The following is a 12127-nucleotide window of genomic DNA, read 5'->3' on the forward strand; positions in this document are numbered from 1 at the left end:
GTGAGACCGTCAGGAAGGGGAACCCGACCGTCATGGCTGAGAAGACCCGCGTCGACTTCTGGTTCGACCCGCTGTGCCCGTTCGCGTGGATCACGTCGCGCTGGATGCTCGAGGTCGAGAAGGTCCGCGACGTGGAGACGCACTGGCACGTCATGAGTCTCGCGGTGCTCAACGAGGGCCGGGACCTGCCCGAGGAGTACGCCGAGATGATGACGAAGGCGTGGGGTCCCGTCCGCGTCTGCATCGCCGCGGCGCAGCAGAAGGGCGATGACGTCCTCGCCCCGCTGTACACGGCGATGGGCACCGAGATCCACAACAACGACAACAAGGACTTCGACGACGTCATCGCGAAGGCGCTCGACGAGGTCGGACTGGACGCGTCGCTGGCCCAGGCCGCGCACTCCGACGAGTACGACGACGAGCTGAAGAAGTCCCACCACGCGGGCATGGACCCGGTCGGCATGGACGTCGGCACCCCGGTCATCCACGTCGAGGGCTCGGCCTACTTCGGCCCCGTGATGACCCGCATCCCCCAGGGCGAACAGGCCGGCCAGATCTTCGACGGCGCGAAGCTTCTCGCGGGCTACGAGTACTTCTACGAGCTCAAGCGCACCCGGGACACCGAGCTGCGATTTGACTAACGTCTCGTGAGTGCTTGTCCGTCCTGGGGCACGGACAAGCACTCACAGGTCGCCGTGGTCGTCCGCAGCAGGAGGCCGCGTCGTCGCAGGATGGCGGTGACCATCGCCGCCGTCCGGCAGGGCGTGCCGGTGACCTCCTCCCATCCGAACGTCAGCCGGGCACGGCCCTCCAGCTCGGCCGCGTTGTCGCGGGCGCGATCGACGAACGCGGAGGCCCGGTCGGAGTGCCAGCGCCATCCGTCGAGCCGGACCGTGACGGGGCCCTCCGGCGTCTCGTACTCGCAGTCCTCGTACCGCGTGCTCCCGCCGACCCGCACGGCCGCCTGGCGGCGAGCCCGGGGCAGCCCGTGCGCGTCCTCGACGTCCACGGTGTAACGCGACTCCAGCGCCGAGGAGACCCCCTCGGCCAGCAACCGCGCCGCGTCCTTCAGCGGCTTTCGGTAGCGCCGGGGTCGGCGCAGTTCCATCACCGTCAGCAGCTGCCGCGCCGAGACCTTCATGCCGAGCGCGGCGTGGAGCATCGTCCGCATGGCCGTCCGCGGGTCCGACGCCGCCACGGCGAGGTCGAGGCAGGTGTCGGGACGCGAGACGGTCGGGAGATCGGACCGGTCGACGACCAGATGAGCGAAGGCGCGGGAGCGGTGCAGGGCGACGTCGTCCCGGTCGTGGGCCGAGCTGCCGTAGGGGACGACGACGTGCACACGACCGTCACCGGGAACGCTCAAGCCGTGGCGGGCGGCTGCGGTGGCGTGGCTCAGGGCGGCGCTCGGGCCGGTGCACAGCAGCGCGGCGCGCTGTCGTTGGCGTTCGGTCGGCGCGCCCGTGGTCGTCAGATAGACCTTGCGATGCAGGCGCAGCATGCGTCGCGCCGTCAGCTGCGCCTCGATCCACTCGTCGGTGTAGCCGGCCGCCAGGATCTGGGCGCGTGTCAGCAGGTCGTCCTGCGTCCGCGCGGTGCGGCGCAGGGCCAGTTCGTCTCTCATGTCCCGACCGTCCATCACCCGTGCTGACCAGCGGTAACAGTCGGCCCGGCCCTGTGGACGCATTCGGCCGATGGGGACGGAACAGCGGTCGGGGACTCGGTGCGGCAGGCTGGGGCTGGGCGCGGGTGTGAGTGCTTCTCCGTGCCCCGACACGGGCAAGCACGCACGAGACCGGAGGTCAAAGGTGACGAGCGTCGAGACCCTCTCGCGGCACTGGATCGACGGGGCCTGGCAGGAGGGCTCAGGCTCCATCGCGGTGGTGAACCCGGCGACGGAGGAGACGATCGCGGAGGTCCCGGCCGGGGGCGCCTCGGAGATCGACACCGCCGTGGTGGCCGCGCGACACGCGTTCAAGGGCTGGGCGGCGACGCCGCTGGCCGATCGGGTCGCGATGGTCCTCGCCATCCGCGAGGGCATCAAGTCCCGCAGCGCCGAGATCGCCTCGTCGATCACCGCGGAGATGGGTTCGCCGACGAAGTTCGCCAACTCGGTCCAGGTCGGCATGCCGATGGCGACCTCCAAGGGCGTCGCCGGGCTGGCCGAGTCGTTCCCGTGGACCGAGGAGATCGGCAACTCGCTGGTCGTCCGCGAGCCGATCGGTGTCGTCGGCGCGGTGACCCCGTGGAACTACCCCCTGCACCAGGTGGTCGCCAAGGTCGCGCCCGCCCTCGTGGCGGGCTGCACGATCGTGCTCAAGCCCAGCGAGGTCGCGCCGCTGACCGCGAGCATCCTCGCCGAGATCACCGCCGAGGCCGGGCTGCCCGCCGGGGTGTTCAACGTCGTGCACGGCACCGGGCCCGAGGCCGGCGAGGCGCTCGCCGCGCACCACGGCGTCGACATGGTCTCGTTCACCGGCTCGGTGCCTGCCGGGCGTCGCGTGCAGGAGGTCGCCGCGGCGACGGTCAAGCGGGTGGCCCTCGAGCTCGGCGGCAAGTCGGCCAACATCGTGCTCGACGACGCCGACCTCACCCAGGCCGTCAAGCTCGGCCTGGGCAACTGCTTCATCAACGGCGGCCAGACGTGCACCGCCTGGACCCGCCTGCTCGTCCCCGAGGCCCTGCACGACCAGGTCGTCGAGATGGCCGTCGAGCAGTCGGGCAAGTACACCGTCGGCGACCCGACCGAGGAGTCCACCCGCATCGGACCCATGTCGTCGGAGCGCCAGCGCGAGCGCGTCGAGCACTACATCACCACGGGCGTCCAGGAGGGCGCCGAGCTCGCGGTCGGCGGGCCCGGCCGCCCGGAGGGGCTCGAGGGCGGCGCGTACGTCCGGCCCACGATCTTCTCCGGCGTGCGCCCCGACATGACCATCGCCCAGGAGGAGATCTTCGGTCCGGTGCTGTCGGTGATGCCCTACGCCGACGAGGACGAGGCCGTCGAGATCGCCAACGCCACCGTGTACGGGCTGGCCGGCGCGGTGTTCGCGGGCTCGCAGGAGCGCGGGGTCGAGGTGGCCAAGCGCATGCGCACCGGTCAGGTCGACGTCAACGGCGGCGCGTTCAACCCCCTCGCCCCGTTCGGCGGCTACAAGCAGTCGGGCACCGGCCGCGAGCTGGGCCGCTACGGGCTCGAGGAGTTCCTCGAGGTCAAGTCGATCCAGCTGTAGGACCGGTGACCGGGTCGCCCACCGGCGGCGTCGCGGCCCTCGCGGACGCGACGCCGGCCGGGCGCGACCGGGTGGTCGACGCGGTCCGCGCGGCCGCGATCGTCGTGGTGGTCCTGTGGCACTGGGTCGGGTCGCTGACGCACCGCGGTCCGGACGGCGTGGTGGTGATGCCGAACCCGGTCGACGTCGTCCCGCTCGGCTGGGCGGCGACGTGGGTGCTGCAGGTGATGCCGGCCTTCTTCGTCGTCGGCGGGTTCGCGAACCTCGCGGGGTGGGACGCCGCGGGCCACCGCGCCGGGCCGTTCCTGCGGCGGCGGGCGCGGCGGCTGCTCGCGCCGCTGGCGGTGTGGGTCGGGCTGTGGGCGGCGGTCGAGGCCGTGGCGTTCCTCCTCGGGGCGGCGACGCCGCTGGTGGCGTGGTTCCCCGGGGTGCTGACGCCGTTGTGGTTCCTCGGGGTGTATGTGCTGGTCACAGCCGTGGTGCCGGTGACGGCGCGGTGGCACCGCCGCGCCCCGGCCCGGACCCTGGTGCTGCTCGGGCTCGCGGTCGTGGCGGGCGAGGTGGTGCGGCGGGCCGTCGACGTCGCGGCCGCAGCGGCGATCTCGTCCGCCGTGGTGTGGCTGGTCGTCCACCAACTCGGCTACCTGTGGCGCGACCACGGGCGACTCCCGAGGCGCAGGGCGCTGGCCGTCGCCGTGGCCGGTGTCGCCGGGCTCGCGGTGCTCACGGGGGTGCTCGGCTACCCGCGGTCGATGGTGGCCGGGGCCGAGGGCTCCAACCTCTGGCCGACGACCCCGGCCGTCGCCGCGCTCGCGGTCCTCCAGCTCGGGCTGATCGCGCTCGTGGCGCCGGCTCTGGACCGGGTGCTGCGGCGACGTCGGCCGTGGCGCGGCGTCGTGGCGGTCAACGCGGTGGCGATGACGCTGTTCGTGTGGCACATGACGGCGTGGGCCCTCGTGTTCCTCGCCGTCGAGCGCCTCGGGCTCGCGCCCGGGGGCGTGCCTGACCTCGGGTGGGTGCTGGCACGACCGTTCTGGCTGGTGGCGCCGGCGGTGGTGCTGGCCGGGTTCGTCGTGGTGTTCCGCCGGGCCGAGGTGCGGTGACGACCCGCCGCCAGGTGTGAGTGCTCGTCCGTGCCCTGGCACGGGCAAGCACTCACGAGCCCGAAGGGCAAAGGTGCGTCTCCAGCCAGTCGGTGCACTCGTGGATGAAGCGCACGCGGTTCTCGGTGCGCTGGATCTCGTGGCCCTCGTCGTCGAAGAGCAGGTACTTCAGCGGCACGCCCGCGGCCTTCGCGCCGTGGACGGCGAGCTCGGCCTCGTGCACCGGCACGTTGGTGTCCCAGCGCCCGTGCACGACGAGCAGGGGCGCGCGGAGGTGCTCCATGCGGTGCACGGGGGAGAGCTCGCGCAGCAGGTTGCGGTCGTGGATCGGGTGCCCGTACTCGCCGACCGCGGCATCGGCGATCCACGGCTCGGTGCGGGCGAAGAAGGTCTCGAAGTCGGCCATGCCGCACACGTCGATGCCGACCGCGAAGAGCTCGGGGTGGTTGACGAGCGCGGCCAGGGTCAGGTAGCCGCCGTAGGAGCGGCCCATGACGCCGACGCGGTCGCGGTCGGCGACCCCGGTGCGGACGAGGTGCTCCGCGCAGGTGGCGACGTCGCGGATCGCCGCGAAGCGGCCCGCGCCGTTGTCGGCGTTGACGAACGAGCGGCCGAACCCCGAGGACCCGCGGACGTTCGCGGCGTAGACGGCGATTCCGCGGGCGAGCAGGTGCTGGTAGAGCGGGGTGAAGACCGGGCGCTCCTGGGCCTCCGGGCCCCCGTGCAGGTAGATCACGGTCGGCAGCGGGCCCGCCTGCCCGCGTGGGCGGTACAGCCAGCCGGGCAGGCGCAGCCCGTCGGGCGTGGTGACGACCTCGAGCGACGGGTGCACGAGCTGGCCGGGCGACCAGGCCGGCTCCTCCTGCGGGCAGATCAGCGCGGTGGTGTCCGACGACAGCTCGTGGCACCACACGGCGGCGGGCACCTCGGGTGACTGGATGCCCATGACCAGCGAGTCGCCGTCGTGGCTGAACACGGCGCTGGTGACGACGTCGCCGGGTGGGGCGTAGGGCGTGGACTTGCCGGTGGCGATGTCGAGCAGGTCGACCTCACTGCGCCCCGCGACGTTCCACACGAGGGCGGCGAGCGCGCCGTCCTCGGTGAGCGCGAAGGCCTCGAGGTCGGCGTCCTCGCGCTCGGCGAGGACCTCGGGCGTCATCGGGCTCGCGTCGGTGGCGACGTCCACGGCCACCAGGGCCGTCCGCTCCCGCCCGCCGTCGGTGAGCAGCAGCATCCTCGTGCCGTCGGGCGTGAACCGGCCCGCGACGACGCTGGAGTCCCACGTGATGGCGACCGGGTGCTCCACCGCCCCGGGGGGCCCGCCGGGGCCGCGCAGCGAGTCGATCTCGTGCCAGCCCTCGGTGCCGTCGAGGTCGACGATGCCGACGTGACGCGATCCGCGGCGGCCGCGGCGCAGCAGCGCGCGCCGCCGGTCCCGGCTCACGTCGAGGATCTTCAGGGCGTGCCCCGAACCGAGCCGCTGGCGCTGCGACGAGTCGGCGTCGACCAGCCACGCGGTGGTGGTCTCGATGTCGGACTCGGTGATCGCGAGGACCGAACCGGTGTGGGTGAAACGGTCGAGGCTCACCGCCCCGCGGTCGCCGTCGCCGACGCCGCGCACGGCCCGCAGGTCGCTGCCGTCGGGGCGGATGATCGAGACGTTGGTGCGCTCCCCGCCGTCGGGGGCGGTCTCGAGGGCGAGCCAGGCCCCGTCCGGGGACCAGCGGACGGTGGACACGAGGTCCTCGCCCGTGTCGATCGACCACTCCTCGCCGGTGGCCCGGCGGTGCAGGCGGACCTGCGGCCGGCCGTCGCCGTCCCACACGAACGCGATCGCGGTCCCGTCGGGGGAGGGGCTGGGCGACCAGCAGCGCGTGGCGCTGATCCACTCGTCCACCGGGCGGGGCCTCCTCGGGTTCGGGCGACGCAGGCCAGTACCCCGGAACGGTACGTCAGGTGATGCCGTGTGCCTGCAGCCACATCTCGAGCAGGGCCACCTGCCAGAGGGCGTTGGCGCCGAGGTTGGTCCGGCCCGAATTGGGGTCGTCGAGCATCTTCTCCACCGCGTCGGCGCGGAAGAGCCCGCGCGAGCGGGCCGCCGGGTCGGTGAGGGCCGCGCGGACCCGCTCGAGCACCGGCCCCGAGAGCTGGCGGATCGCCGGGACGGGGAAGTAGCTCTTCCTCCGGTCGATGATCTCGTCGGGCAGCACCCCGCGCGCCGCGGCCTTGAGCACGCCCTTGCCGCCGTCGGCGAGCTTGTACTCCGGCGGGCAGGCTCCCATCGTCTCGACGAACTCGTGGTCGAGGAACGGGACGCGCGCCTCGAGGCCCCACGCCATGGTCATGTTGTCGACGCGCTTCACCGGGTCGTCGACCAGCATGATCGTGGTGTCGAGGCGCAGCGCGGCGTCGACGGCGGAGTCCGCGCCCGGGCGGGCGAAGTGCTCGGCGACGAACGCGCGGCTGACGTCGGAGTCGACGAGCGCGCCCGGCGCCAGCAGCTCCGCGACCTCGGCGTGCGGGCGGTCGAAGAACGACTTCTGGTAGGCCTCGACGGCGTCGGCGCGGGGCACGCCGGCCAGCGGCGGGTACCAGTCGTAGCCGCCGAGGATCTCGTCGGCGCCCTGTCCGGACTGCACGACCTTGATCGACTTCGAGACCTCGCGGGACAGCAGGTAGAAGGCGACGACGTCGTGGCTGACCATCGGCTCGGCCATCGCCGCGACGGCGCCCTCGAGAGCGTCGTCGGTCTCGTGCTTCGCCACCGTGAACTTGACGTGGTCGGTGCCGTAGGTCTGCGCGACGAGGTCGGAGTAGTCGAACTCGTCGCCGGCCTCACCCGCCTCGGACTCGAAGCCGATCGAGAAGGTCTTGAGGTCCTTCTGTCCCATCTCGGCGAGCAGGGCCACGACGATCGACGAGTCGATGCCGCCGGAGAGCAGCACGCCCACCGGGACGTCGGCGACCATGCGCCGCTCGACGGCGGTGCGCAGCGAGCTCAGCGCGGTCTCCGCCCACTCCTCGGCCGAGCGCTCCCGGTCGCGGACGAACGAGGGCTCCCAGTAGGTCCAGTCGTCGGTGCCGCCGTCGGGCGAGACGGTGCGGACCGTGGCCGGCGGCAGCTTGCGCACGCCCTGCAGGATCGTCCGCGGCGCGGGCACCACGGAGTGGAAGCTCATGTAGTGGTGCAGGGAGACGCGGTCGACGTCGGTGTTGACCCCGCCGCCCGCGAGCAGGGCGGGCAGCGACGACGCGAAGCGCACCGCGCCCGGCACATGCGCGACGTAGAGCGGCTTGATCCCCAGACGGTCGCGGCCGAGGACCAGCTCGCCGGTGCGCCGGTCGGCGACCGCGAACGCGAACATGCCCTTGAAGTGCTCGACGCACGCCTTGCCCCACCGGTGGATGGCCTTGAGCACCACCTCGGTGTCCGAGGTCGAGAAGAACCGGTAGCCCTCGGCGTGCAGCTGCTCGCGGAGCTCCTTGTAGTTGTAGATGATCCCGTTGAAGACCGCGGTCAGGCCGAGCTCGCTGTCGACCATCGGCTGGGCGCCGGTCTCCGACAGGTCGATGATCTTCAGGCGCTGGTGGGCGAGCGCCAGCGGGCCGTGGCCGACGATGCCCCAGCCGTCGGGTCCGCGCGGCTCGAGCACGCGGGCCATGTCGAGCACCGTCGCCGCCTCGGCCGCCCGGCCGTCGAATCGGAACTCACCGGCGATGCCGCACACTTTGCCTCCTCCGTCGGCGTGTGAGTGCCTTTCCGTGCTCTGGCACGGACAAGCACTCACAGTTCACGCAGCACTCCGATAGGGCGTCAGCGCAAAATCCAGGTGTCCTTCGAGCCCCCGCCGCGCGAGGAGTTGACCACGAGGGAGTCGGCCGGCGCGACCCGGGTGAGCGGGGTCGGGAGCACCGTCGGGGTGGGCGCGAGCACGACGAACGCACGCAGGTCGACCACCCGGGGCTCCAGCACCGCGCCCGTGAACGTGGGGTGGGTGGAGATCCGGACGGTCTCCTGGGCCACGAACCCGGCGGGATGCGCGCGGACCTCCGCCGCGACCTGCTCGAGCTCCTCGGCGCTCGCGTACGGGCCGACCACGATGCCCTGCCCGCCGTAGCCGTCGACGGGCTTGATCACCAGCTCCTCGAGGTGGTCGAGGACGTGCTCGCGCTGGTCGGGGTCGGCGCACGACCAGGTCGGGACAGCCGCGAGCGTCGCCTTCTCGCCGAAGTAGAACTCGGTCAGCGCGGAGATGAAGGGGTAGACGCCCTTGTCGTCGACCAGCCCGTTGCCCGGCGCGTTGGACAGGGTGAGGCGCCCGGTCCGCACGGCCTCCTGGACCGGCCCACCGAGCCGCACGCCCTCGGCGTCCCGGGCGTCGAAGAGCACCTCCTCGTCGATGCGCCGGTAGAGCACGTCGACGGGCCGCCCGTTCTCCGCGATCGTGATCATGCCGGCCGCCGCCCGCAGCTCGCCGGGCGTGAGCAGCGGGACGCCCATCTCCTCGGCGAGCATGCGGTGCTCGAAGTAGGCGGCGTCGCTGGGCCCCTCGGTGACGACGGCCAGGACGGGGTCGTGGCCCGCGGCGGGCGGCGCGCTCGCCAGCAGCGCCTCGCGCAGCATCGCCGGGCCCTCGTCGGCGTCGAGCACCCCGTGGGGCGCCTGCAGCTCGGGCAGCACGCTGCGCACCACCCGCCGGTCGGCCAGCGCGTAGCCGATGCCCGACGGGATGCGCAGGTTGTCCTCGAGGACCTTCCACTCGCCCTCGCCGTCGCACACCAGATCCAGACCGCTGACCAGCGCGCGCACGGCACCGGGATGCAGGTTCATCGCCGCCTCGTGCGGCTGGGGGATCCACCGCAGCGCCGCCTCGGGCAGGACGCCGTCGTGCAGGCAGGCGCGCTCGCCGTGCAGGTCCTGCAGCAGCGCCTCGCAGGTGCGGGCGCGCTGCACGAGACCCGCGGTCAGCGTCTCCCACTCGCCGGGCGTGATCAGGCGCGGCACGAGGTCGAGGGGGAACAGGCGCTCGGCGTCGTCGTCCTGCGGGAAGAGCATGCCGCGGGCGCGCTGCTCGGCGTCGCGGCTCTTCTCGTGCACGAGCAGCCCCGAGGGCCCGATCCGCTCGAGGGTCGAGACGAGCCAGGAGTACGCCGGGCGGACGGTGCCGTCCTCGGCGACGGCCTCGTCGTACGCGGCGGGCGCGTAGTCGGCGAGCAGGACCGGGGCGACGGTCTCGGAGACGGGCGCGTCGACGGGGGAGTCGGGGGCCCCGCGGGTCTCGGCGACGAGCATGTCGACGACGGCCTCGAGGGTCCCGCTGCGGTTGGCGCGCTGGCGCTGGCGTGCCGCCGAGCTGCCGCGCGCGAGGGCGTCGACGGCGAGCTCGTGCACGACGTCGCGGTCGCCGGCCTCGTCCAGCTCGTCGTCGAGGTGCTCGAGCAGCAGGCGCACCGCCCGCGACGGCGGGACGAGCTCGCGCCCGCGCACGTCGACGAGGTCGCCCTCGAGACCCGAGCGCGCGGCGCGCCAGCTCGCCGCGCGCAGGAGCTCGGGGCGGTACCGGGGGCTGGGGCGGCCCGCGAGGTGGGCGCGCACGCCGTGGCGCACCAGCGCCCGGGCCAGGCCCGCGACGAGCACGACGCCGTCGACGCTGGGCCCGGCGTCGCAGATACGCAGCTCGACCGTGTCCTGGTGCGCCGAGGGCCGCATGTCGAAATAGACCATGCCGGGGTCGGACATCGTCCCGGAGGCGAGCAGGTCGGCGATGAGCGCGTCGTAGTCGGCCGCGTCGCGCAGGGGCGCGGGCGGCCCCGCGGTGGGCCAGCGGTGCCACGCGAGGGTGCGCGAGCTCGCGTACCCGGTGTCCTGTCCCTTCCAGAACGGCGAGCTGGCCGAGAGCGCGAGGAGCACCGGCAGCCAGGGCGCGCTGTGCTGCATCACCGTGATCGCCGCGTCGCGGTCGGGGACGTCGACGTGCACCTGCGTGCCGCAGATCTGCTGCTCGAAGGCGAGCACCTGGTACTCGTCGCGCATCCGCTCGTAGCGCGGCGAGGCGGTGATGCCCTCGGCCGAGCCGTCGATCAGCGGCACGGTGCCCGCGCCGACCACGCCGAGCCCCCGGCCGTCGGCGATGTGGGCGAGCATCCCGCGCAGGCGCACGAGCTCGGTGCGCAGGTCGGCGAGGTCGTGGGTGGGGCGCGAGTTGGTCTCGATGATCGAGGGCTTGAGCTCCGCGGCGAACGCGTCGCCGTCGAGGGCCTGCAGCTCGTCGAGCAGCTCCGGGACGCGCGGCACCGCCGACCGCGTCTCGAGATCGACGAGGTGGAACTCCTCCTCGACGCCCAGGACGACCTCGGGCGCGGGTGGCAGACGGCGGTCCGACGGTCGCGCTCCCATGTGCGCAAACTACGAGTGGTGTGTCACGGGCGTGTTTCCGAGGTCCTTCCCACGGCCCGCGCGGCGGCCCGCGTCACACCTGCGAGACTGCGCGCGTGCGCGTCTTCCTCGGTTCGGACCACGCGGGGTTCGACCTCAAGGCCCATCTGCTGCGCGAGCTGGCGAAGGCCGGCCACGACGTCGTCGATGTCGGGCCCGTCGAGTACGACCCCGCGGACGACTACCCGCCGTTCTGCGTGGAGACCGGACGCCGGACCGTGGCCGCCGCGGGCAGCCTCGGCGTGGTGATCGGCGGGTCGGGCAACGGCGAGCAGATCGCGGCCAACAAGGTGCCCGGCTGCCGGGCCGCGCTGGCGTGGAGCGTCGAGACCGCGCAGCTCGCCCGGCGCCACAACGACGCGCAGGTCGTGTCCATCGGCGCCCGGATGCACACGGCGGAGGCCGCGACCGAGATCGTCACCGCGTTCCTCGCCGCGCCGTTCGAGGGCGGGCGTCACCAGCGCCGCATCGACATGCTCACCGAGTACGAGCGCACCGGCGAGCCGCCCGCGCTTCCCGAGGACTGACCCGCGTCTGAACCCGCCCGCCCCGGGGTAGGCGGGCCCGGTGCCCGAAGGCCACACCGTCCGGCGTCTCGCGCGGACCCACGCGCGCCGGTTCGTGGGCCACGAGGTGGCCGTCTCCTCGCCGCAGGGGCGCTTCGCCCGCGACGCGGAGCTGGTGGACGGCCGGGTGCTGCGGGCGGCCGACGCGCACGGCAAGCACCTCTTCCACGTCTACGCCGACGACCTCGTCGTGCACGTCCACCTCGGGCTCTACGGCAAGTTCACGATGCACACCGGGGACGTGACGCCGCCGCGCGGCCAGGTGCGGATGCGCCTCGTGGGGCCGACGCACTGGACCGACCTGCGCGGTCCGATCGCGTGCGAGGTGCTCACCGAGGGCGAGGTCGACGGCATCCGCGCGCGGCTCGGCCCCGACCCGCTGCGCGACGACGCCGACCCGGAGGCGGCGTGGGCGCGCATCGGGCGGTCGCGGGCCCCGCTGGCGACGTTGCTCATGGACCAGTCGGTGATGGCCGGCGTCGGCAACGTCTACCGGGCCGAGGTGCTCTTCCGGCACGGGCTGGACCCGCTGCTGCCCGGACGGGACCTCGGGCGGGAGCGCTTCGACGCCGTGTGGGCCGACCTGGTGGTGCTCCTCGCCGACGGAGTGCGTCGTGGCGTGATCGACACCGTGCGTCCCGAGCACCGGGACGGCGGCGGGCGGGAGTACTACGTGTACCGCCGGACGGGGCAGCCGTGTCGGGTGTGCGGCACGGAGGTCCAGCGCCGGACGCACGCCAGCCGCAACCTCTTCTGGTGCCCGGAGTGTCAGGCCGCGACCTGACCGTTACG

At 73.3% G+C, this 12127-nt stretch carries 9 protein-coding genes; 5 read left to right on the top strand and 4 right to left on the bottom strand.

Features of this window, described 5'->3' with window-relative positions; all coding sequences use genetic code 11:
• Positions 1–32 precede the first annotated feature (32 nt).
• Positions 33–641, top strand: a complete 609-nt coding sequence (locus C8D89_RS22875) for a mycothiol-dependent nitroreductase Rv2466c family protein (RefSeq protein ID WP_116710452.1) — start codon at positions 33–35, stop codon at positions 639–641.
• Here the strand turns inward: C8D89_RS22875 and C8D89_RS22880 are convergent.
• Entirely contained in the window at positions 638–1624 is a 987-nt protein-coding gene (locus C8D89_RS22880) for a hypothetical protein (RefSeq protein ID WP_116710453.1), read from the bottom strand. The two genes, C8D89_RS22875 and C8D89_RS22880, sit on opposite strands and share 4 nt — an antisense overlap.
• A gap of 184 nt (positions 1625–1808) precedes the next feature.
• Here C8D89_RS22880 and C8D89_RS22885 point away from each other — a divergent pair, with 184 nt between their 5' ends.
• Together C8D89_RS22885 and C8D89_RS22890 are read left to right on the top strand one after the other, a co-directional pair.
• Positions 1809–3230 carry an aldehyde dehydrogenase family protein gene (locus C8D89_RS22885; RefSeq protein ID WP_243418319.1) on the top strand — a complete coding sequence of 474 codons (1422 nt, stop codon included), beginning with the start codon at positions 1809–1811 and terminating at the stop codon, positions 3228–3230.
• Positions 3231–3235: 5 nt separating this feature from the next.
• Positions 3236–4333: an acyltransferase family protein gene (locus tag C8D89_RS22890; RefSeq protein WP_207787376.1), complete on the top strand. Its 1098-nt coding sequence runs from the start codon at positions 3236–3238 to the stop codon at positions 4331–4333.
• A gap of 52 nt (positions 4334–4385) precedes the next feature.
• Here the strand turns inward: C8D89_RS22890 and C8D89_RS22895 are convergent, their stop codons facing one another.
• The 3 genes from C8D89_RS22895 to C8D89_RS22905 all read right to left on the bottom strand — a co-directional run bounded on the left by C8D89_RS22895 (position 4386) and on the right by C8D89_RS22905 (position 10730).
• A complete protein-coding gene (locus tag C8D89_RS22895; RefSeq protein WP_116710455.1) occupies positions 4386–6230 on the bottom strand; it encodes a prolyl oligopeptidase family serine peptidase in 1845 nt (614 codons plus the stop codon).
• A 55-nt stretch (positions 6231–6285) separates the two neighbouring features.
• Complete coding sequence (locus C8D89_RS22900) at positions 6286–8061, bottom strand: N-acetylglutaminylglutamine amidotransferase (protein ID WP_116710456.1); 1776 nt, start codon at positions 8059–8061, stop codon at positions 6286–6288.
• Between the two features lie 86 nt (positions 8062–8147).
• On the bottom strand, positions 8148–10730 hold the full coding sequence (locus tag C8D89_RS22905; RefSeq protein ID WP_116710457.1) for a glutamate--cysteine ligase: 2583 nt from the start codon (positions 10728–10730) through the stop codon (positions 8148–8150).
• 95 nt (positions 10731–10825) lie between these two features.
• Between C8D89_RS22905 and C8D89_RS22910 the strand changes: the two genes are divergently transcribed.
• Both C8D89_RS22910 and C8D89_RS22915 read left to right on the top strand, forming a co-directional pair.
• A complete protein-coding gene (locus C8D89_RS22910; protein ID WP_116710458.1) occupies positions 10826–11296 on the top strand; it encodes a ribose-5-phosphate isomerase in 471 nt (156 codons plus the stop codon).
• 40 nt (positions 11297–11336) lie between these two features.
• Positions 11337–12119 carry an Fpg/Nei family DNA glycosylase gene (locus tag C8D89_RS22915; protein WP_116710459.1) on the top strand — a complete coding sequence of 261 codons (783 nt, stop codon included), beginning with the start codon at positions 11337–11339 and terminating at the stop codon, positions 12117–12119.
• Positions 12120–12127 lie beyond the last annotated feature (8 nt).

This window comes from Actinomycetospora cinnamomea, from assembly GCF_003096675.1.
Taxonomy (GTDB): Bacteria; Actinomycetota; Actinomycetes; order Mycobacteriales; family Pseudonocardiaceae; genus Actinomycetospora; species Actinomycetospora cinnamomea.